The sequence below is a fragment of the Bulleidia sp. zg-1013 genome (assembly GCF_019798045.1).
Taxonomy (GTDB): domain Bacteria; phylum Bacillota_I; class Bacilli_A; order Erysipelotrichales; family Erysipelotrichaceae; genus Bulleidia.
In genome coordinates this window covers 56,956-77,458 of sequence record NZ_JAGXEX010000004.1, presented here as the reverse complement: position 1 = coordinate 77,458, position 20,503 = coordinate 56,956, and the positions used below count along the sequence as shown (strand labels likewise).

Genomic DNA, 20,503 nt, shown 5'->3' with positions numbered 1-20,503 from the left:
TATGATGTTAAAAGTTAATAATTCAGTCGGCTGGAATTGAGGTTGTTATCAAGAAAAAGAGGGTATTCCTTTTTAGCTAAATCTATGCTAGCATATTACGGTGAGTGGATTAACCACTCCTTGCCTGAAAAGGCCATTAGACCAGAAGGAGGTGTACAAATGAGAAAGTATGAAGTAATGTACATCATCAAGGAATCTGTTGAAACAGAAAAACGTGGTGAATTAGTGAGCCAAATCGCCGGATTCTTAACCGGCAATGGTGCTGTTATCACAAAGACAGATGAATGGGGAATGAGAGACTTTGCCTATGAAATTGATGATATGAAGAAGGGTTATTACGTTGTATTAAAGTTTGAAGCTGACAATACAGCAGTCAAAGAATTTGACCGTTTAATGAGTATCAATGTGAATGTAGTTCGTTTCATGATTACTCGTGATGAAGCGGCTGAAGCGGAGGCTAAGTAATGATTAATCGTGTTGTGCTTGTCGGTCGTTTGACCAAAGATGTTGAAGTCCGTAAGACACAAAGCGGTATTTCTTCGGCTCGATTTACGGTTGCTTGTGATCGTCGAGTTAGTAGAGATGCGAATCCTAACCAACCAACAGCTGATTTCATCGGTTGTGTAGCTTGGCGTCAGTCTGCTGATTTCTTGGGGCAATACGCTCATAAAGGGAATGTAGTAGCAGTAGATGGTCATATCCAAACCGGTAGTTATGAACGTGATGGACAAAGAATTTATACAACGGATGTAGTTGTGGATTCGGTTCGTTTGATTCGTGAACAACGTGCAGAAACCGGTTCTTATAATTCGGATACTATGAATTATAATCAACCATCTAATAATTCTGCTAATCCTGAACCAAGTAATCAAGGGTTTGGTGATGATGATTTCGGTAATGGTGGATTTGATTTGTCCACAGATGATTTACCATTTTAGAAAAGGAGACCAACATGGCTTTTAGAAAACAAAGAATGGGTCGTCGTAAGGTTTGTTACTTCACAAAAAACAACATCAAGTTTATTGACTACAAAGATGTTGAATTATTAAAGAAGTTTATTAGCCCTAATGCTAAGATTACACCGCGTCGTGTAACCGGTACTCGTGCTAAATACCAAAGACCGTTGGCTATCGCAATTAAGCGCGCTCGTCAAATGGCTTTACTACCATACGTAGCTGACTAATGGAAAGGACAAAGAAATTTGTCCTTTTTTTGTGAAAGGATAAAAGATATAAGAATATACAAAAAAATATATTTGAATTCATCCTACACAGTCAGTTTATTCTAACTAGAATGAAGTTAGAGAAAATAAGGAGGTTTCATGAATTTTTTAGAAGATGCAAGACACTATGAAAAGGATATGGTTGAAGACATTCGCTCTTTAATGGCAATTGAATCAGTGCGTGATGATGAAAATGCCGGTCCCGGTCAACCTTTTGGACCGAATATCCGTAAAGCTTTAGAAACAATGCTTGAAATTGGCAAACGAGATGGTTTTAAAGTTAAGAATGTAGACGGCTACGCCGGTGTGGTTCAATATGGTGATCAGGAAGAATCGGTCGGTGTTCTAGGTCATTTGGATGTAGTTCCATTGGGTGATTTAAACGATTGGCATTTTGATCCTTTGAAAGGTGAAATTAAAGATGGATTTATTATGGGTCGTGGTAGTGCTGATGATAAAGGACCGGCTATTGCGGCTTATTATGCGGTTCGCATTTTGAAAGACCATGGTTTTAAGTTGAAACATAATATTCAATGTATCTTCGGTACAGATGAGGAGACAACTTCAGCAGGTGTTCTTTATTATAAGGCACATGAAAAAAATCCAATAATGGGAATTGTACCAGATGCGGATTTCCCTTGCATTTATGCGGAAAAAGGAATTTTAGATTTCAATGTTTATGGGAAAGTAAACACATGTATTCAAGAAATGGAAGCCGGCAATGCCTATAATGTGGTCATTGGTAAAGCGAATGCCCTTGTTAATAAACCATTAGAAAAAGACTACTTTGAAAAATATTTATTAGCACAAAATATCGCCGGAAGTTGCTATGAAGATGAAAAGGGAGCTCATTATCATATTGATGGAAAGCCATTCCATGCTTCAAAACCATTCCATGGTATCAATGCGGCGGTGAAGATGTTCCAATTTATTGGCAGCTGCTATAATGATGAATTCTCTTTAAAAGCAAGCCATATCTTAGCGGATCATTATGGAGAGGGCTTTGGTGTTGATTTTAATGGTGCATATATGGGACCATTAACTTTTAATTTAGGTAAAGTGAACATTCACGATGGTGAAATTGATATGTTCTGCGATTATCGTTATCCAAATGAATGTACGGGATCAGAATTATTTGCTCAAAGTGCTAAGATCTTAAAAGAAAGCCTAGGTTTAGAAGCAAAAATCTTTGATGATTCTAAATGGTTATTGAGTGATCCGAATAGTGAATTGGTAAAGACAGTTATGAAGCATTATCGTGAAATGAGTGGAGACACTTACACACCTGCATTAAGCATTGGTGGTGGTACTTATGCTCGTACATTTGATAATTTCGTTGCTTGTGGACCGGTTTTCCCAAATCGTCCTTATCCATCTTGGGTAGCGGGGGAGCATGAAGCGGATGAAGGCTTCGAGATTGAAACGATGTTAAGAGCTTGTGCGGTTTATGCAAACATCCTTTATGATTTAGCTTGTGAAAAAGAATAAAGAATGGCTCAACGGGAGTTCCGGATCAGTTTTTATGTAAAAAAGTGATAATATTGGTTGACTATGTTCATTAGGGGGTGTAGATTACTAGGTAAGGTATACCTAATAAGGAGAATTTACTATGAAGAAAATTATTGCGTCAATGCTAAGTATATTGATGCTGGCGGCTTGTGGTCAGCCAAGTACAAGTACCACACAACCTACTAATGAAAAGAAATTGAAGGTAACGGTTACGACTTCTTTCTTACAGGATATGGTCACTCAGTTAGCGAAGGATTACACCGATGTTAAGTTGGTTATTCCAGCGGGTGAAGATCCTCATACCTACGAAGCAAAACCGGAAGATTATAGCAAGATTAAGGATGCGGATTTAGTTTTATATCATGGTCTTCACTTTGAAGGAAAGATGGTTGAATTGTTAGAAAACGCCAAAGGACATGCGGTTACGAAAAACTTTGATAAGAAATCACTATTAACCATGGAAGAAGATGGTGTTAAGATTACTGACCCACACTTTTGGTTTGATGTTGACTTATACAAGAAAGCAACTACCGAAGCGGCGAATAGCTTGAAAGAAAAATTGCCAAAATATAAGGACAAGATTGAAGAAAACCTGCAAGCTTATCTTAAGAAGTTAGATGATTTAAAGGTATATTGCCAATCACAAATTAACATGATTCCTAAGAAATCACGTATTTTAATTACTCCTCATGATGCGTTTAGTTATTTTTCCAGACAGTATGGTATTGCAGTGGAAGCGCCACAAGGTGTTAGCACGGATGCGGAATTAAGTACGAAAGATATGGCTAAGACAGCTCAATTTATTGTTGACCATCAAATTAAGGCCATCTTTGCGGAATCCACAACCGATCCGGCACGTATGGAAAAATTAAAAGAATCTTGTGCCGCAAAGGGCTTTAAGGTTAAAGTCGTAAAAGGTGAAGGGCAAGAATTATTCAGTGACTCTTTAGCACCTAAGGGACAAAAGGGTGATACCTATATCGACATGGTTAAGATGAATGTAGATTTAATGGTATCGAATTTGAAATAGAAAAGGAAGTGCGTATGAGTGTTATTCATGTGGAGGATTTGACCGTTTCTTATGGCTATCAACCGGTATTATGGGATATTGATGTGGATATTGAAGAAGCTAGTTTGACCGCTATTGTAGGACCGAATGGAGCTGGCAAGTCGACTTTATTGAAAGCTATTTTAGGTTTTGTGAAATCTTTGTCAGGCGTGGTAACACTCTATGACTTACCTTTGAAAGATGTGTTAAATCGTTTGGCCTATGTCCCCCAACAAGCTTCTGTAAATTGGGATTTTCCAATTACGGTTTTTGATGTTGTATTGATGGGACGTTATTCTTCTTTGGGTTGGTTTCATCGACCAAACAAAGAAGAAAAAAAGCTGGCCATGGATGCTTTAGAAGAAATGAAAATTAGTGATTTGAAAGATCGTCAGATTTCGGAATTGTCAGGTGGTCAGAAACAACGTGTGTTTATTGCTCGTGCTTTGTGTCAAAATGCCCAGCTAATTTTAATGGATGAGCCATTGGCTGGAGTGGATAAAACAAGCGAAAAAATCATTATGGATAAAATGAAGGCTCTTCAAAAAGAAGGAAGAACGATAGTTTGTGTGCATCATGATTTACAGACTTTAAGAGATTATTTTGACCATGTAGTTCTTATCAATCGAAACATTATTGCTTATGGACCAATAAAAGACATATTAACCCAAGAAAATTTAGATATTACTTTCCAAGAGGGACCGGTATGTTAGCGGTATTAACATCGTATGACTTTCTAGTGGTTGCCTTCGGGACAACAGTGTTAGCCATGGTTAGTGCTGTGGTGGGTTGTTTTAGTGTCTACAAAGGACAAAGTCTAGTTGGTGATGCGATAGGGCATGCGACTTTTCCGGGGATTGTATTGACGTTTATGCTTTTCCAAACTAGAAATCCACTTTTATTAACGATTGGAGCTGCGCTATCGGCCGGGCTTGCTTATGAAGTGATACAGGCTTTCGTGCGTCATAGTAAAATTCAATTTGATGCGGCTTTAGCAATTGTATTAAGTGGCTTCTTTGGCTTGGGCTTGGTTTTAAAAAGCTATATTCAGGGTCATCCAAGTTATGTGAATGCCTCGCAAGCAGGGTTGAAAAATTATATTTTTGGTTTAGCGGCATTCATGATGAAAAAGGATGTTGTGTTGATTTTTATTGTGGCGGGCGTTTGTTCATTGATTTTATTTTTATTTTATAAAGAATTGGTTTTAAGTGTTTTTGATGCAACGTATGGCGAAAGTATTGGCATTTCTTCTAAATTGGTGGATCGAATTCTTTTGATTATGACGATTGCGTTGATTGCGGTTGGTATTAAAAGTGTGGGAGCTATTCTGATTTCTTCTTTTTTAATTATTCCATGTATCTGCGCTCATCAGCATAGTCATCGTTTAAAGAATGTGTTGATGATTGCGTCTGGTACGGCAGGCTTTAGTGCTTTCTTAGGAACGTTCTTGAGTTCGTTATATCGTGGTCTATCGACCGGTCCCACCATTATTTTAGTGATGGGTACATTAACTTTTCTTTCAATGATTTTTGGTAAGAATAGTGCCTTGCAAAAAAGGAGGTCACTTGTATGATGGAAGTTCTATTGGTCATTTTAATGACCTCTTTAGCTTGTGCCATTCTAGGACCTTTCCTTGTTTTACAGAAATTATCGATGACGGCTGATGCACTTTCTCATTCTGTTTTATTGGGAATTGTAGTGGCCTTTATGTATGTGCAAGATTTGAATTCACCTTGGTTGTTTATTGGGGCCGCTTTGTTTGGACTATTGACTGTTTATGTGGTTGAGACGGTAGCCGATAAATATCAAGTGAAAAAGGATGATGCCCTAGGAATTATTTTTCCGATGTTTTTTTCATTGGCGGTGATTTTAATCAGTCGTTTTTTCCGCAATGCGCACTTGGATGTGGACATTGTGTTAATGGGGAATCCGTTATTTGCACCATTTATTCGTTTGTTTGATTTACCGAAATCCTTTGTGGTGATGTTGATACTATTTATCTTAAACTTAGCTTTTGTGCTATTGTTCTACCAACCTTTAAAGATAACTAGCTTTGATCCAAAATACGCTCGCTTAAAAGGCATTAAGACGGGGTATTTGTTCTACGGCTTAATGACTTTGACTTCTTTAACAACCGTAACAGCTTTTGATAGTGTCGGAGCGATTTTGGTGATTTCTTTCTTGGTAGCACCAGCAGCTTGTGCTTGTCTTGTCACAAAGGATTTGAAATATACACTTATTGTAAGCTTATTCTTTGCGATGAGCAGTTCTATTTTAGGTTTTGCTTTTGGTAATTTATGGAATGTGTCAATTGCCGGTATGTGTAGTTTTATTGGTCTTTTACAGTGTATTCTAGTGATTCTTTTTCATAAGAATGGTTGGTTGAGTGAAAAGATAAAAAGATCCAAACAAAGAAAGGAAGTGTATCGTGATTTATTCTTAATGCATGTCTATCATCATCCGGGAAATCAAGAAGAAATTGGATTAAGCACGATACAAAATCATCTAAATTGGTCATCGAAACAAACAAAAAAAATCATTCAAGATCTTTTGAAATTCGACTGGATTGTAGAAAATGAAACACTTAATGTCTATGAACTTAGACCAAAAGGCTTAAAGCGTGTTACACTTTTAATGGAGAATTTATATGACCAACAATCGAGAAGATTATTTAAAAACCATATTTCGCCTTCATGAATCAGGCGAAAAAGCAACGAATAAAAAGATTTCGATGCATTTAAACATTGCACCGGCTTCTGTTTCAGAAATGTTGAAGAAGCTGTTATCAGAGGGCTTTATTATCTTCAATGGTACAGAAATTTGTTTAACTGAAGAGGGAGTAAAAGAAAGTAAGCGAGTGTTAAGTTGCCACCGTTTATGGGAAACTTTCCTTTTAGAAAAGTTACATTACAACTGGCAAGATGTGCATGAACAAGCGGATTTATTGGAACATGTTACCAATGATGAATTAAAGAAGCATCTTAATGTGTATTTGAATTATCCAAAGAATTGTCCACATGGTTCAATCATCTATGAAAACATGGATGGACCGGTGGAAGAAAGTTTATTCTTAGCGGATTTGGAAGTTGGTCAAAAGGCGATGATTATTAAAGTAGATGATGATGAGAAACAATTTTTAGCTTACTTGGATCGCATTGGTTTAGAACTTCATGATGAGCTGGAAATATTAGAGAGAGATTCTTTTGATGATTCTTTATTGGTGCTTTGTAAGGGAAAGAAGATTTCAATTTCCATAAAAGCCATGCGCCATATTTACGTTAAAGTTTTAGATAAGTAAGAGCCATAGTGCTCTTTTTTAGTGAATCTGATAGTGATGATTGTAGAAATCCCACAGAAGCCAGGTATTTAGAATTATTTTTGGGATAAAGGGAGAAGAGCTAAAAAGGGCAGTTTATCATCTGCCCTTTAGATAAATATAGTGTCGCATTTTCAATTTTGCTAGACTACTTAGTAAGTTTCACTGTTATCAAGATATTATCCAGGTTATGATATAAGAATCATTTAATGAAAGCTTAGGAAAGTATGTGGCGGAAGAATTATTGCTGATGGGATATAGCAAGAAAATCTGCTCTTGTTCACTTTGGATAATAGCTTGACGGCTATATAGCTATTTAAACCGGAAGTAAATTTCGGTATGGTCAATTTTGTTGAAGCTATGGTTTGAGAATCAATGATTGCGGATCTATTTTTTTTGATGATTGATTTCTTGACAATATGAATGAATATTTCGCTGTTTTTAGAGTCGAGTTCAACCTTGAGGTATTCATTTTTCTCTATATCCTTGATAGGAATGTTGAAGTCATGTATGGATCTCCACTTATGCTGACCGGTATTAGAGTGATAAACAGTGAATTTCACTTCTTTATAGGGAAGATTTTCTTTTGAAAAGCCTACGTCATTTCTGTATTAGATTTCTTTTTTACCACAGTCGGAAACGAGGAGTGCCAGAATAAACAACCATGTCATTTTTCGTATAATTTTTAGTTTTTTCATTTTCCCTCCCAAAGGATTATTTTACTTTAACCACATCTAATGAAGTGTCAATATGTATTTTAGAAGCGTTAGTCTTATACCTGGAAATATACATAAAATATAGGATTACCTTTCTCAATCAAGTTATAAAGTACATTTCAAAAAAGTAAACGGTTTCATTTGTTATAAAATAGCTTCTAAAAAGAGCTTACTTGTTATTTGACAATATAATCGAGATAATAGCATAGTGTGTTATCACCTAACATGTGATATCTAAAAGGAAAAAGGAGTATGTTAATGAAGGGAAAAATATTATTAGTTGAAGATGATGAAGTTACACGTGAAGGTGTTGCTGAATTTCTTACTGTAAAGAATTACGAAGTAGTATCTGTTGCAGATGGAGAAAAAGCTATTCGTACGTTTCTAAATCAAGACTTTGATTTAGTTATTTTAGATATTATGCTTCCAAAGGCAGATGGCTTTGAAGTTTTGAAGAAAATAAGATCACACAATCAAACATTCGTCTTAATGTTAACAGCTATGGCTGATGATAGTACACAGATTATGAGTTTTGATGAACAGGCAGATGACTATATAAGTAAACCATTTTCGCTTGCAATTTTAGAAAAACGTGTCGAAGCCTTGATTAGAAGAAGTCATTTTCAACATAAAAAAGAAGAATGGGTATATGGGGATGCTAGGGTGAATTTATCCGGATTTAGTGCCACCTACAAAGGTCAGTATGTAAATATCAAGCCCAAGGAGATAAAAATATTAAATCTTCTAATTAACCATCCGGGACAAGTTTTTTCACGTGACCAAATACTGGATAGGTTATGGATTGATGAAGTGCCTTTTGATAGGGTGATAGATGTGTACATTAAAAATTTGAGAAAAAAGCTTCACCTAGACTGCATAAAAACGGTAAAAAGTGTGGGCTACAAGTATGAGAGTGATGTATGAAAAGATTAAAGTTATTCCCGAAGACTTTCATATACACTATGGTGATTATGAGTGTTATCACCATAATGATTCATGGTCTTATATATTTTCTCCTACCTAGCTTTTATTTCAATAAAAAGCAAGAGGAGGTCAAGAATAGGTCTATGGAACTGGTTAAAATTTTGGAGGAAACTAGTGAATCAAAGGCGTTAGAAGTAACAAAGAATTACGCTATTATATACAACGTAAATATAACTCTTTATATTGGAAATAATACATATCAGTATCACGGTTTTACACCTGCTAATATCCAACTTGACCCTGTTAGAGCAAAAGATATATTAAGGAGAGATACTTCTATTACACAGTTAGAATCACTTGGTGACCATCCGGTTATCATTGATAAAAAGACCTTTAAAAATAAAGATAATCAAGTCTGTGATCTTTACTTAATTTTAAGTACCGGATCTATAGACGAAACAAAACAAGTTACTATTAAAGTTCTTCCTTATTCCATAGGCATTAGTTTTATTATTTCTCTTATTGCAGCATATATTTATAGTAAAAAAATTACTAAACCTATAAAAAACATATTAAAATCCACAAAAGATATGGAAAGGTTAAAAAAAGATAGTTATTGCAACGTAGAAAGTGAAGATGAAATTGGAATGATAGCTAATAATATTAATTCTTTATATGACACGATATGGAATACAATTGAATCACTAAAACAAAAGATTGATGATATTAGTCAAGTAGAAAAAGAAAAGGTAGAATTTTTACGAGCGGCTTCCCATGAACTTAAAACGCCTTTAACATCACTACGTGTTTTATTGGAAAATATGCGCTATAAGATTGGTAAATATAAAGATCGAGATTTTTATTTAGACAAGGCACAGGAAATAGTCATAGAATCGACAGATATGGTTCAAAGCATATTAGATATAAGCAAATTGCAGGTAGTTAATAAAGGTTGTGAAGAGGACTTGGATATACGAATGATTTTAGTTGAGATAATAGAATCATATAAGGTTTTAGCAAGGGCGAAGGATTTAAAAATAAATTTGAAAATAGAAGAGCCATGTGATTGTTTTATGAACAAGGAATCTATGAAAAAAGTAATTTCTAATATTATCTCAAACGCTATTAACTACACAGACCAAGGCAATCGAATCAATATACAGATATCAAATGGAATATTAATAGTAGAAAACGAGTGTAAATCACTTTCTGAAGATGTGTTAAAGCATGTATTTAAAGCTTTTTATAGACCGGATTTTAGTAGGGATAAAAAAGATGGTGGGACTGGTCTAGGTCTATATATCGTTAAAAATATTTTAACCGATGCTAATCTTGAGTTTCAGTTTAAACCTAGCCATTTAGGTATGAAATTTACTATTGATTTTAGAAGCCATTAAAGTTAATATCCTAATTTTGAAAAAAGGCAGATATATTTTGAAAAATCGAATTGTATAATTAATAGTGAAATTAGAAAAAATATCAGCAGAATAATTTAGAACTAAGCCCCAAGAGCAGAAATTAGAAAAATTTACTTTTGGGGTTTTGTGTGCTGAAAAAAGAGCATATTTTTTATAAAGAAAGAGATAAGATGAACTAGAAAAGGCATCCTGATGAGTTTAAGTGAAAAACTAATGGAATTATTTTTAAAAATTTCATATGGGTTTCATATAGAACATTAATATAGATACAGATGAGGAGGTCATAAAAATGTCAGTATTAAAAAGGGCGTTACTATATGTAACAAGAAAGAAAGCTAAATCCATCATAATGTTTTTCATTTTATTTGGAATCGCAACTTCTATGATTGCGGGTTTTGCTATTAAGTCCGCCACAAAACAAACTAGAAAAAATATAAATAGTTCAATTAGAGCGAGTTTTGAAATTGGTGTAAATTTACAAAATAGTTTTGGAGTAGGTACAAGGGGGCTTGGTAATGTACCGGGATCTATTGTTGAAAAAGTCAAGTCAATTGATGGAGTTACTTCAAATGATTTGAGAACTATATCTGAAGTTGATATTTCCGGCTTGAAAAAGGTGCCGTTAAATACCCCAAGAAGACAGTACAATCCTGAAAAAGAAGCCATCATTAAGAAAATGGCGGATTTACAAGGTAATGAAGAATCAAAATTTGATAATAAATTTGTAGGTGGAGCTTTAAAACTAACGCAAGGTAGACATATTAAAAGAGGGGATGTCAATAAAGTTTTAGTGCATGAAGAGTTTGCTAAATTAAATAATCTAAAAATTGGTGATAAGATTACTGTTACACCAAGCAAGCATAGATCTGTAAATTTAGATAAAGAATTAAATGCTAAAGTAACGCTTGAGATAGTAGGGCTCTTTACTGGTAGTAACCAAGATAGAGCTACTCATGAAATCGAGTTAATAGAAAATATCTTGATGTCAGATGTACATACTGCTACACAATTAAGTGGAAATTCTAAAGAGAATCTATACTATCAAGATGTAAAATTTTATGTTTCTGATCCGGCAAGATTAAATGAAATTATTGAAAAAGTTAAAAAATTAGATATAGACTGGTCACAATATACAGTAACAAGTTCAGATAAAAACTTCCTATCATTAACAACTTCACTAGATGCAATGGATAATCTAATCAGTCAACTAATTGTTGGTTCTATCGTGGTCAGTTCAATCATCTTATCACTTGTATTAGCCTTCTGGATTAATGGTCGTATTCATGAAACGGGAGTTTTACTGTCACTAGGAATTTCAAAAATAAATATTGTCGTTCAATATGTAATTGAATTATTGATGATAGCTATTTTCAGTTTTGGAGCCTCCATTGGGTCAGGATTTTTAATTGCACAAAAATTGGGGGACAGTTTAGTTAAGCAGGCAAACAATGCCGGTAGATTAGCTCTTGGTCAAAACCTTGGTGGACTTAATTTAGGAGCGGATGCCGAATCAAGTTTAATTGCTAAAACACTTGACAACTTAAATGTTTCAATTGGAGCCAATGAGTTTATGTGGGTGTGGATTATGGGAATTGCAATTATAGTAGTATCAGTTGCAATCTCTTCAATGAATATCATTAAATTAAAGCCAAAAGAAATACTATCTAAAATGAGCTAAGAGAGGATATAAATTATGAGTATTATTCGACTAAAAAATGTAAGTTATGTATATAAAGATAGCAAAAAAAATAAAATCTTAAGTGATGTGAGTTGTGAATTTGAAAGGGGAAAGTTTTACGCAATCGTTGGAGAATCAGGTTCAGGTAAAACTACCCTACTGTCAATACTAGCCGGTCTTGACGAACCCACAGGTGGAAATGTACTATTTGAAGATAAAAGCATAAAAGACATAGGATATACATTTTACAGAAAGAACGATATCTCAATGGTGTTCCAAAATTATAACCTATTAGATTATTTGACTCCATTAGAAAATATAAAACTAGTAAAACCGGATGCAAAAAGTGACATACTATTGAGTATGGGTTTAGAAGAGGAACAAATTAATAGAAATGTTTTACATCTTTCGGGAGGTCAACAGCAACGTGTAGCGATTGCTAGAGCCTTAGTGTCTGGTGCACCATTAGTTTTGGCTGATGAGCCTACTGGAAATTTAGATGAAAATACATCGGATGAAATTATTAGTTTATTAAAGTCTACAGCACATGACCAAAACAAATGCGTAATTGTAGTGACCCATAGTAAACAGCTTTCAAGACAAGCGGATATTGTTTTTAGATTAAAAGGTAGGAAACTTATGAAAGCCCATTAGGAAAATTGGAAGTTGTGTCATGTGATAAAACATGTGTTACAACTATTCTCATAGAAAGCCTTTCTCTGATACTACGATTTGTTAGTTAAACTCATTCTATCAGATGGCTTTCTATTTTTTGTATTTTCACCTAACACTTTTTAAATTTTTAATGTATAATACAAGGGTCACATATCGTATATCCTCTCGGATTGGCGAGAGAGTTTCTACCCCATGGCCTTAACTATGGGACTACGGTGTCTAGGATATTTTTAGGCACTCTGTAGGAATCTACAGAGTTTTTCTTTTTTCGATGTGTGATAAGAAAAAGGAGAAAATATGTTGGAAAATTTCTTTAAGCTTAAAAAGAATGGTACGAATGTTCGTACTGAACTCATGGCCGGTGTAACCACATTCATAACCATGGTCTACATTTTGGCGTTAAACCCATCGATTTTGAGTGCTTCCGGTATGGATAAGGGAAGCATTTTAACGGCAACGGCTGTTGCTTCAGCTATTGCTTGTTTCGCAATGGCTTTATTGTCGAATAAACCGTTTGCCTTATCGGCCGGCTTGGGCTTGAATGCTTACTTTGCGTATACAGTTTGTGGACAAATGGGATTTAGTTGGCAAGTGGCTTTAACAGCTGTATTGGTAGAAGGAATTATATTCCTTATTTTATCGGTAACGAATGTTCGTGAAGCAATCTTCAACGCAATTCCAGCTTCTTTAAAGACGGCTGTTGGTGTCGGCATTGGTTTCTTTATCACATTTATTGGTTTACAAAATGCCGGTATTATCGTTGATGGTAATACATTAGTTAGTTTATTTAGTTTGAAAGCGGCGATTTCTTCGGGAACAATTCATACCCAAGGGGTTGCGGTTCTATTGGCTTTACTTGGTACACTACTGATTGCATTTATGTTTATCAAGGGTATTAAGGGATATATGTTATGGGGAATTTTAATCACTTGGGGATTAGGAATTATCTTACAATTGGTTGGTTTCTATGTACCAAATGCGGTGGCTGGTTATTATTCTCTTATTCCAAGTGATTTGTTCTCAATGCCTTCTAGTATGGCTCCAACTATGTTTAAATTTGACTTTGGTTTCATAACATCACATTTGGGTGATTTTATTGTGGTGTTATTTGCGTTCTTATTTGTGGATATATTCGATACGATTGGAACAGTTATTGGCTGTGCTGAAAAGTCCAGCATGTTGGATAAGGAAGGTAAATTACCTGAAATTAAGGGTATCTTATTATCCGATGCGATTGGGACAACGGTCGGTGCTTGCTTAGGTACTTCTACCGTCACAACATTCGTTGAATCTTCTTCCGGTATTTCCGAAGGTGGTCGCACTGGTTTAACAAGTGTTACAACGGGTGTGTTATTCTTATTGGCTTTATTCTTTAGTCCATTATTCTTAACAATTCCATCTTTTGCGACAGCGCCTGCTTTGATATTTGTTGGTTTCTTAATGATGCAACAAGTCGCAAATATCAATTGGCAAGATTTAACCAAAGCTATTCCGACTTTCGTTACAATCACGATGATGGGGTTTGCGTATAGTATTTCTGATGGCATTGCGTTTGGTTTCATCACGTATACCATTTTACATTTATTCACAGGTAAGAAAGATGAGTTATCACCATTGATGTATATTTTAAGTGTTGTCTTTGTTTTAAAATATTTCTTAGTATAAAATGAGAGAAGAGATGCTTAGGCATCTTTTTTCTTTGGCTAAAAAATGCTAAAGTAGATATGTTAATAGATGGAGGATTCTATGAAATTAGTATTAGTTCGTCATGGTGAAAGCGAGTGGAATAAGTTAAACTTATTCACCGGTTGGACAGATGTTGAGTTATCAGAAAAAGGTATTGAAGAAGCGAAGGCCGGTGGTCGTGCTTTAAAAGAAGCAGGATATGATTTTGATTTATGCTATACATCGTATTTAAAGAGAGCCATTCATACATTGAATCACATTTTGGCTGAAATGGATCGTGAATGGTTACCGGTCACAAAGACTTGGAAATTAAATGAACGTCATTATGGTGCTTTACAAGGTTTGAATAAGTCAGAAACAGCGGAAAAGTATGGTGAAGAACAAGTTAAGATTTGGCGTCGTTCTTTTGATGTTCAACCACCTGCTTTGGAGGTTAGTGATAATCGTAACCCAGCTAATCAAGAAGCTTATCGTAATGAAAACAAGGATGAATTGCCATTATCTGAAAGTCTAAAGACAACGATTGAACGTGCTGTTCCTTATTATGAACAAGAAATTTTACCTAAGATGAAAGAAGGTAAGAGAGTGTTAATTACAGCTCATGGAAACAGCTTACGTGCTTTGGTGAAGTATTTTGAAGGTTTAAGTGATGAGGAAATTATCGGTGTTAATATTCCAACCGGTGTTCCTCTTGTGTATACTTTCGATGATGAAGGTCATTTCATTTCAAAGGAATATTTAGGTGATCAATCAGCTATTGAAGCTAAGATGGCTGCGGTTGCTAATCAAGGTTCTGTTAAGAAATAAATGGAAAACTTCCTTCGGGAAGTTTTTTAATAGAAAGAAACATTTATGAAAGTCGGTATTTACGGAATTGAAAGTCTAATTAGTAGACAGTTGTTAGAAAAGAAAGAAATAAATTGGGTTTTATTAGACCAAAAGAAAGATAAGAAACGTATCCAAGGTATTGAATGGAGAGTATATGATATCCATCATTATCCCGTCCATGAATTAGATGCCCTTATTTGTTTAAAAGAGGAAAAAGTGTCTTGTTCAATACCACAATTCAAACAAAAAGCAGGGATGAGTTTGGTTCACTTTGTTGAAGAAATGAAGAAGCGTTTCCCGGATGCTAAGAATGTGAGCTTACACATCTATCCCTCTTTAGCACATTATGGGTTACAAGGCTTTCGCCAATATCAGCAAGAACTAAGTGCATTAACCACAGGTGAAGAAATCATTTCTTCTTTCTCAGATCCTATTTTGAATAACTTGGTACCGCATTCCATTGGTTGTATTGACTGGGAATGTTTATGGGAAGAAAAGGTGAGTGTTGTACAAGTACCCATTTTAAGGGTAGATAGTGTTGAATTTGAGTTTAATTCTGAAGTGCAACAACCATGGTTAGAAAGTGATATTGTCTTAAAAGAAAGAGGTTCTTCGTATTCCCTAGCCAATCAAGATAAGGTTGGAATATGTTTGAAAAAAGATTGTGCGAAAAATTATTATCACTTTTTTGCGTATGTGGATACCATTTATTATCAAGTGAAAGAGATAGAAAATTGGCTCTTAGATGTAAAAAATAAATAATATGGTAAAATAAATAAAGAGAGGTTATAAATATGAGTATTAAATTTTGGGGAATTGTTGCGGCGGCGACGGTTGGAGCTATCGTAGTAGCGAAGAAAGTATTGGACAAAAAAGATGAGTCTGAAATGGAAGAAGTTGAACTTGTTGAAGTTGATAATTCCGGAGAAAGTGATGAAATTTTGGAATTAAAGACAGTGTATCCTTTTTTACCAACGAACTTTTTAAAAGAAACTGTGGAAAATGAAAACAACTATGTGGAGAGATTTATACCGGGTGAAGAAGTTCAGATTGTGCATCATGTATCTTATGACTCACAAGAAAGTGCTGAAGATTTTAAAGGTATTTTAGAAAGTGCCGGTTACAGCGTTTCGGAGGATGAAGTATTAGCTTATAGCGTTAAGCGTTCGTTTGCTTATGAAGAGGGTGCTGTTGCGAGTGATATCTTCAATGTCGCAAACCAAGTGATTTCCTTAGGTGGTAATTATCACGAGACTTTTGTTGAAAAAGTCTAATGATTCATACTAATAAAAAGTTGGTATGTACCAACTTTTTTATCGCTTAATTTTTTCATATAGGAGGATTGGAAATGATAAAAGCTGTATTTATAAACTATATTCTATCCGTTATCTTACCTAAGGGTGAAGATTTTCAAGCGGTTAGTGATGAAGTTGTGCATCATAGTAAATTAAATTCCACAGAGGAGGCGCGTGATTGGCTTTTGAAGAAGATGGATAGTTATGTGCAAGATAAACCTTATACGAAATTAGAAAATACGGTTTTAAATATTCTCAAATATAAATCTGATGATATAAAATTTAAAGGGAGTTCACAAAAAGTCATACGTGCTCTCCAAACCTTTTGGATGTACGCGCCAATTAGTGATGACTTCAAAAATTTTTTACGACAATGTCCGATACCGGTGTATATTATCTGTAATGAATCAGCGGATTATGTTCGGGTGAATTTGAAAAGAAACAATTTGCATGTAGCAGAAGTGATTAGCGCTGATTTTGTTGAAAAGACATTGATGAATAAAGAAGCATTTGAAAAGGCGTTAGAAGTGGCACAAGTGAAGAAAGAGGAAGTGTTGAATATTAGCTCCATTTTAGAGGAATTGGAAGTTGCGGAAAAAGAAGTTGGTTTGAACTCCATTCTTTTAGATCGTAATCGAAAATACCTTAATAGCAAGCACAAACGAACAAGAGCTCTTTTAGAAACTTTGCCACAGATATTTAAAGAATTAGGGGATAATGAATGGCAAACACAATCGAAGTAAAAGACTTATATTTCTCGTATGAGCTAGGGAACCCAGTCATTCAAGGCGCCTCTTTTTCTATTTCTGCCGGTTCTTATACTACGATTATTGGTCACAATGGTAGTGGAAAAAGCACATTAGCGAAACTGCTGGCAGGATTATTGGAAAAAGAATCTGGTTCCATTCAAATTCAAGGAAAAGAAATGAGTGCAGAAAGTTTGGATGAAATTCGTTCGCAAATCGGAATTGTTTTCCAAAATCCAGATAATCAATTTATTGGTTCAACCGTACGAGATGACATTGCTTTTGGTTTAGAAAATCACCAAGTGGAGCCTGCTAAAATGGATGCAATTATTGAAGATAATGCACAAAGAGTGGGAATGTTTTCGTTCTTAGATAAAGAACCAAGTCATCTTTCCGGTGGTCAGAAACAAAGAGTGGCGATTGCGGGTGTTTTAGCCATGTCTCCGGATGTGCTAATTCTGGATGAAGCTACGTCAATGTTAGATCCAATGGGAAAATATAGTATCAACCAATTGATTAAGCAACTATACAAAAAAGAAGGTCTAACGATTCTTTCGATTACTCATGATATGAACGAGGTGCTTCAAAGCACAAATGTGATTGCATTGGCGGATGGCAGACCAATTTATACAGGTGATCCGATGCCATTATTTCACCAACCGGATTTATTAAAGAAGCTTCAAGTTGAAGTCCCTTTCGTGGTTGAAGTAGAAGCAAGATTGAAGAAAAAGGGCATTTCGGTAGATGCAACGAAAGGAATAGAAGGGATGGTGGATGAGTTATGGCAATTCATTTCCAAGAAGTAAGTCACTTTTATTCCAAGGGTTCTAAGTTTGAAACAGAAGCTTTAAAGAAAATTAGCTTGTCTATTGCAGAACATAAAATGACAGCTATTATTGGTCATACCGGTTCTGGTAAGAGTACTTTGGTGCAACACTTAAATGCATTATTATTGCCGGATGAAGGGCAAATTGAAATTGTGAATCGAACCATTGTGGCAGGAGATAAGAATAAAGGTCTAAAATCCTTACGCAAAGAAGTTGGTTTGGTGTTTCAGTTTCCTGAATACCAATTATTTGAAGAAACGGTTTTAAAAGATGTTTCTTTTGGTCCAAAGAATTTTGGTATGTCAGTGGAAGAGGCTATTGAAAAAGCGAAGCTTGCTTTGAAGGCGGTTGGTATTTCCGAGAATTTGTATGAAAGAAGTCCTTTGGAGTTATCTGGTGGTCAAAAAAGAAGAGTGGCGATTGCGGGCATTTTAGCCATGGAACCAAAGATTTTAGTTTTAGATGAGCCAACAGCCGGTTTGGATCCACAAGGTGCGAAACAAATGATGACTTTATTTTCACAGTTACAAAAAGAAAGAGATTTAACGGTTATTTTAGTTTCTCATGATATGGATCAAGTCTTGCAATATTGTGAAGATGTGGTTGTTTTACAAGAAGGAAAACTAGCTTTTCAGGGTAATGCTTGGGACTTTTTCCATGAGCCTGCTTTGTTGGAACAGCTCCATGTTTTAGCTCCTTCCTTCATTCGTTTTCAACAAGCAATGATTCAGAAGGGTTTTCCTTTAGAGGAGTTATTCCAAACAAAAGAAGAATTCTTTTCGTGGATAGAAAGCCAGGTGGCGCATGTCTAATTTTACACTTGGTCGTTACGTCCCGATGGATTCACCGATTCATTGCATGGATCCTAGAGCAAAAATCATGGCGATGTTGGTGTTGCTGGTGTGTATTTTTATTCCGGCAGGATGGGCCGGCTATGCTTTGATGTTTGTGGTTGCTTGTTCAGCTATTTTGATTGCTAAGTTGTCATTCAAGTTTATTTGGAAGAGTATGAAGCCAATGTTATTTATGTTGGTATTCTTATTCGCCATTAACATTTTTTCTATTCAATCGGGCTCTGTTTGGTTAAAAATCGGTTCTTTTGAGCTTCATTCACAAGCGGTTTTCCAAACACTATATATTGCGGTGAGATTGTTGTTGATGATTATGATTACTACTTGTTTAACAGCTACCACCAAGCCGTTGGATATGACGTTAGGAATAGAAGATTTATTAAAACCTTTTGAAAAAATTCATGTGCCTAGTCATATGATTGCGATGTTAATATCAATTGCTTTGCGTTTTATTCCGGATTTAATTGAAGAAACACAACGAATTATGAAAGCGCAAGAATCGCGTGGTGTGGATTTGAAGGAAGGAAAACTCAAGGAAAAGGTAATGGCTATTTTAGCCTTGATTGTGCCTTTGTTTGTGTCAGCTTTTCAAAGAGCGGAAGATTTGGCTGAAGCAATGGAAGCGAGAGGTTTTGTGCCGGGGCGTATGCGTACTAGATATAAGCAACTTCATTTTACAAAGGTGGATTATGTTCTTTTAGTCTTTGTGCATATACTTTTACTCGTTTTAATGGGAATAGCAATTTGGTTATGAGATACTTTAAAGCCATTGTGTCCTATGTGGGAGCGAACTATTGTGGTTGGCAATCCCAGAAAAAAGGAAATTCTATTCAAGAAAAGATTGAGGATATACTAGAACAAATCAATCAAAAAAAGACGAGTATTATTGCTTCGGGAAGAACGGATGCGAAAGTGAATGCTTTGGGACAATGTTTCCAATTTCAAAGTGAGAAGGATATTGATGCGTATCATTGGTTGGGTATTTTTCATTCTTTTTTACCAAAGGATATTTATGTAAAAGAAATAGAAGAAGTGGATGAGGATTTTCATGCTCGCTTTCTTGTGGAACAAAAGACCTATGTGTATCGGCTTCATTTGGGGGAGTATGATGTTTTTCAAAAAGATTGTGCTTTGCAACTGGATGAAAGTTTGGATTTAAATGTCATGAGGGCTTGTTGGCATTTGTTCAAGGGGACACATTCTTTCTTATCGTTTAACACTTCTTCCTTAACAGAATATCCAAATCAAATTAGAACGATTTTCCATACGGAATTTCGGGAATTAACATTTGGCTTAGAGTTGGAGATTAGTGGTAATGGCTATTTAAGACATATGGTTCGCATGTTGGTGGGAACTTGTCTTGAAGTGGGAAGAAATAAACTTTCTTTGGACGAGGTTTGTACTATGTTGAAGGAACCTTCTCGAAAGTATTCGACGAAGAAAGTTGCTGCACAGGGCTTGTGTTTAAAGAATGTGACCTATCATCATGCTTTGGCTCGGAATGAGGCATATCTTTTGCGGGATGTCAGCTCATATGATCGATTGGATGAAAAGGTTGCTTATGTGTTAATCGAGCGAAAAGAGAATGGTTGTTGTTATGCGTTGGATTCGTCCGGTTGTTTGTTAGAGGGTAGTTTACCAACGGATGCTAATTTCCTGGAAATTGTTGAAAAAGCTAAGAGAAAAGGGCTTTGTATCATTGACAAGGCAAAGTGAATCATGAATTGATTGTGGTATAACGGTATCGGTAAGAACGCTTATTCA

22 protein-coding genes and 1 riboswitch are annotated in these 20,503 nt (G+C 35.4%); all 22 genes read left to right on the top strand.

Going from position 1 to position 20,503, the window contains the following annotated elements; translation table 11 throughout:
- Positions 1 to 159: 159 nt before the first annotated feature.
- Complete coding sequence (rpsF, locus tag K7I92_RS04515; RefSeq protein WP_203245159.1) at positions 160 to 465, top strand: 30S ribosomal protein S6; 306 nt, start codon at positions 160 to 162, stop codon at positions 463 to 465.
- Positions 465 to 938, top strand: a complete 474-nt coding sequence (ssb, locus tag K7I92_RS04510) for a single-stranded DNA-binding protein (RefSeq protein WP_203245160.1) — start codon at positions 465 to 467, stop codon at positions 936 to 938. The genes rpsF and ssb overlap by 1 nt, the downstream gene beginning before the upstream one ends.
- A 14-nt stretch (positions 939 to 952) precedes the next feature.
- Positions 953 to 1,183, top strand: coding sequence for a 30S ribosomal protein S18 (rpsR, locus tag K7I92_RS04505; protein WP_006626602.1), 231 nt, complete (start codon positions 953 to 955; stop codon positions 1,181 to 1,183).
- Between the two features lie 138 nt (positions 1,184 to 1,321).
- Positions 1,322 to 2,710 carry a Sapep family Mn(2+)-dependent dipeptidase gene (locus K7I92_RS04500; protein ID WP_220282227.1) on the top strand — a complete coding sequence of 463 codons (1,389 nt, stop codon included), beginning with the start codon at positions 1,322 to 1,324 and terminating at the stop codon, positions 2,708 to 2,710.
- 121 nt (positions 2,711 to 2,831) lie between these two features.
- Positions 2,832 to 3,761 (top strand): metal ABC transporter solute-binding protein, Zn/Mn family, encoded by a 930-nt coding sequence (locus K7I92_RS04495; protein ID WP_203245162.1) that lies wholly within the window; start codon positions 2,832 to 2,834, stop codon positions 3,759 to 3,761.
- Positions 3,762 to 3,775: 14 nt separating this feature from the next.
- Positions 3,776 to 4,492: a metal ABC transporter ATP-binding protein gene (locus K7I92_RS04490; protein ID WP_203245163.1), complete on the top strand. Its 717-nt coding sequence runs from the start codon at positions 3,776 to 3,778 to the stop codon at positions 4,490 to 4,492.
- Entirely contained in the window at positions 4,486 to 5,352 is an 867-nt protein-coding gene (locus tag K7I92_RS04485; RefSeq protein ID WP_220282226.1) for a metal ABC transporter permease, read from the top strand. The genes K7I92_RS04490 and K7I92_RS04485 overlap by 7 nt, the downstream gene beginning before the upstream one ends.
- A complete protein-coding gene (locus tag K7I92_RS04480; RefSeq protein WP_220282225.1) occupies positions 5,349 to 6,476 on the top strand; it encodes a metal ABC transporter permease in 1,128 nt (375 codons plus the stop codon). The genes K7I92_RS04485 and K7I92_RS04480 overlap by 4 nt, the downstream gene beginning before the upstream one ends.
- On the top strand, positions 6,427 to 7,077 hold the full coding sequence (locus tag K7I92_RS04475) for a metal-dependent transcriptional regulator (RefSeq protein WP_203245166.1): 651 nt from the start codon (positions 6,427 to 6,429) through the stop codon (positions 7,075 to 7,077). The genes K7I92_RS04480 and K7I92_RS04475 overlap by 50 nt, the downstream gene beginning before the upstream one ends.
- Before the next feature lie 986 nt (positions 7,078 to 8,063).
- Positions 8,064 to 8,735, top strand: coding sequence for a response regulator transcription factor (locus K7I92_RS04470; protein WP_255594335.1), 672 nt, complete (start codon positions 8,064 to 8,066; stop codon positions 8,733 to 8,735).
- A 143-nt stretch (positions 8,736 to 8,878) separates the two neighbouring features.
- Positions 8,879 to 10,132, top strand: a complete 1,254-nt coding sequence (locus K7I92_RS04465; protein WP_203245167.1) for a HAMP domain-containing sensor histidine kinase — start codon at positions 8,879 to 8,881, stop codon at positions 10,130 to 10,132.
- 310 nt (positions 10,133 to 10,442) lie between these two features.
- Positions 10,443 to 11,831: an ABC transporter permease gene (locus tag K7I92_RS04460; RefSeq protein WP_220282224.1), complete on the top strand. Its 1,389-nt coding sequence runs from the start codon at positions 10,443 to 10,445 to the stop codon at positions 11,829 to 11,831.
- 15 nt (positions 11,832 to 11,846) lie between these two features.
- Complete coding sequence (locus tag K7I92_RS04455) at positions 11,847 to 12,485, top strand: ABC transporter ATP-binding protein (protein ID WP_203245169.1); 639 nt, start codon at positions 11,847 to 11,849, stop codon at positions 12,483 to 12,485.
- Positions 12,486 to 12,639: 154 nt separating this feature from the next.
- Positions 12,640 to 12,739: riboswitch (purine riboswitch) on the top strand.
- A gap of 64 nt (positions 12,740 to 12,803) precedes the next feature.
- Positions 12,804 to 14,171, top strand: coding sequence for an NCS2 family permease (locus K7I92_RS04450; protein ID WP_220282223.1), 1,368 nt, complete (start codon positions 12,804 to 12,806; stop codon positions 14,169 to 14,171).
- Positions 14,172 to 14,252: 81 nt separating this feature from the next.
- A complete protein-coding gene (gene gpmA / locus K7I92_RS04445; RefSeq protein WP_222150661.1) occupies positions 14,253 to 14,999 on the top strand; it encodes a 2,3-diphosphoglycerate-dependent phosphoglycerate mutase in 747 nt (248 codons plus the stop codon).
- A gap of 45 nt (positions 15,000 to 15,044) precedes the next feature.
- The gene (locus K7I92_RS04440; protein WP_220282221.1) at positions 15,045 to 15,782 is read left to right on the top strand and encodes a hypothetical protein; all 738 of its coding nucleotides are present in this window, start codon (positions 15,045 to 15,047) and stop codon (positions 15,780 to 15,782) included.
- A 32-nt stretch (positions 15,783 to 15,814) separates the two neighbouring features.
- The gene (locus K7I92_RS04435; protein ID WP_203245173.1) at positions 15,815 to 16,294 is read left to right on the top strand and encodes a hypothetical protein; all 480 of its coding nucleotides are present in this window, start codon (positions 15,815 to 15,817) and stop codon (positions 16,292 to 16,294) included.
- A gap of 74 nt (positions 16,295 to 16,368) precedes the next feature.
- On the top strand, positions 16,369 to 17,058 hold the full coding sequence (locus tag K7I92_RS04430; protein WP_203245174.1) for a hypothetical protein: 690 nt from the start codon (positions 16,369 to 16,371) through the stop codon (positions 17,056 to 17,058).
- Entirely contained in the window at positions 17,037 to 17,867 is an 831-nt protein-coding gene (locus K7I92_RS04425) for an energy-coupling factor transporter ATPase (protein ID WP_220282220.1), read from the top strand. The genes K7I92_RS04430 and K7I92_RS04425 overlap by 22 nt, the downstream gene beginning before the upstream one ends.
- Positions 17,843 to 18,700 (top strand): energy-coupling factor transporter ATPase, encoded by an 858-nt coding sequence (locus tag K7I92_RS04420; protein WP_203245176.1) that lies wholly within the window; start codon positions 17,843 to 17,845, stop codon positions 18,698 to 18,700. The genes K7I92_RS04425 and K7I92_RS04420 overlap by 25 nt, the downstream gene beginning before the upstream one ends.
- A complete protein-coding gene (locus tag K7I92_RS04415; protein WP_220282219.1) occupies positions 18,693 to 19,493 on the top strand; it encodes an energy-coupling factor transporter transmembrane protein EcfT in 801 nt (266 codons plus the stop codon). Before K7I92_RS04420 ends, K7I92_RS04415 begins: the two co-directional genes overlap by 8 nt.
- Complete coding sequence (gene truA / locus K7I92_RS04410; protein ID WP_220282218.1) at positions 19,490 to 20,455, top strand: tRNA pseudouridine(38-40) synthase TruA; 966 nt, start codon at positions 19,490 to 19,492, stop codon at positions 20,453 to 20,455. The genes K7I92_RS04415 and truA overlap by 4 nt, the downstream gene beginning before the upstream one ends.
- Positions 20,456 to 20,503 lie beyond the last annotated feature (48 nt).

Bases quoted from the DNA above. Each gene is read 5' to 3' on its own strand.
- ssb (WP_203245160.1), top strand. From the start codon at position 465: ATGATTAATCGTGTTGTGCTTGTCGGTCGTTTGACCAAAGATGTTGAA.
- K7I92_RS04420 (WP_203245176.1), top strand. From the start codon at position 17,843: ATGGCAATTCATTTCCAAGAAGTAAGTCACTTTTATTCCAAGGGTTCT.
- K7I92_RS04480 (WP_220282225.1), top strand. From the start codon at position 5,349: ATGATGGAAGTTCTATTGGTCATTTTAATGACCTCTTTAGCTTGTGCC.
- gpmA (WP_222150661.1), top strand. From the start codon at position 14,253: ATGAAATTAGTATTAGTTCGTCATGGTGAAAGCGAGTGGAATAAGTTA.
- K7I92_RS04435 (WP_203245173.1), top strand. From the start codon at position 15,815: ATGAGTATTAAATTTTGGGGAATTGTTGCGGCGGCGACGGTTGGAGCT.
- K7I92_RS04450 (WP_220282223.1), top strand. From the start codon at position 12,804: ATGTTGGAAAATTTCTTTAAGCTTAAAAAGAATGGTACGAATGTTCGT.
- K7I92_RS04490 (WP_203245163.1), top strand. From the start codon at position 3,776: ATGAGTGTTATTCATGTGGAGGATTTGACCGTTTCTTATGGCTATCAA.
- K7I92_RS04475 (WP_203245166.1), top strand. From the start codon at position 6,427: ATGACCAACAATCGAGAAGATTATTTAAAAACCATATTTCGCCTTCAT.
- rpsR (WP_006626602.1), top strand. From the start codon at position 953: ATGGCTTTTAGAAAACAAAGAATGGGTCGTCGTAAGGTTTGTTACTTC.
- K7I92_RS04415 (WP_220282219.1), top strand. From the start codon at position 18,693: ATGTCTAATTTTACACTTGGTCGTTACGTCCCGATGGATTCACCGATT.
- K7I92_RS04465 (WP_203245167.1), top strand. From the start codon at position 8,879: ATGGAACTGGTTAAAATTTTGGAGGAAACTAGTGAATCAAAGGCGTTA.
- K7I92_RS04500 (WP_220282227.1), top strand. From the start codon at position 1,322: ATGAATTTTTTAGAAGATGCAAGACACTATGAAAAGGATATGGTTGAA.
- K7I92_RS04495 (WP_203245162.1), top strand. From the start codon at position 2,832: ATGAAGAAAATTATTGCGTCAATGCTAAGTATATTGATGCTGGCGGCT.
- K7I92_RS04455 (WP_203245169.1), top strand. From the start codon at position 11,847: ATGAGTATTATTCGACTAAAAAATGTAAGTTATGTATATAAAGATAGC.
- rpsF (WP_203245159.1), top strand. From the start codon at position 160: ATGAGAAAGTATGAAGTAATGTACATCATCAAGGAATCTGTTGAAACA.
- K7I92_RS04485 (WP_220282226.1), top strand. From the start codon at position 4,486: ATGTTAGCGGTATTAACATCGTATGACTTTCTAGTGGTTGCCTTCGGG.
- K7I92_RS04460 (WP_220282224.1), top strand. From the start codon at position 10,443: ATGTCAGTATTAAAAAGGGCGTTACTATATGTAACAAGAAAGAAAGCT.
- K7I92_RS04430 (WP_203245174.1), top strand. From the start codon at position 16,369: ATGATAAAAGCTGTATTTATAAACTATATTCTATCCGTTATCTTACCT.
- K7I92_RS04440 (WP_220282221.1), top strand. From the start codon at position 15,045: ATGAAAGTCGGTATTTACGGAATTGAAAGTCTAATTAGTAGACAGTTG.
- truA (WP_220282218.1), top strand. From the start codon at position 19,490: ATGAGATACTTTAAAGCCATTGTGTCCTATGTGGGAGCGAACTATTGT.
- K7I92_RS04425 (WP_220282220.1), top strand. From the start codon at position 17,037: ATGGCAAACACAATCGAAGTAAAAGACTTATATTTCTCGTATGAGCTA.
- K7I92_RS04470 (WP_255594335.1), top strand. From the start codon at position 8,064: ATGTTAATGAAGGGAAAAATATTATTAGTTGAAGATGATGAAGTTACA.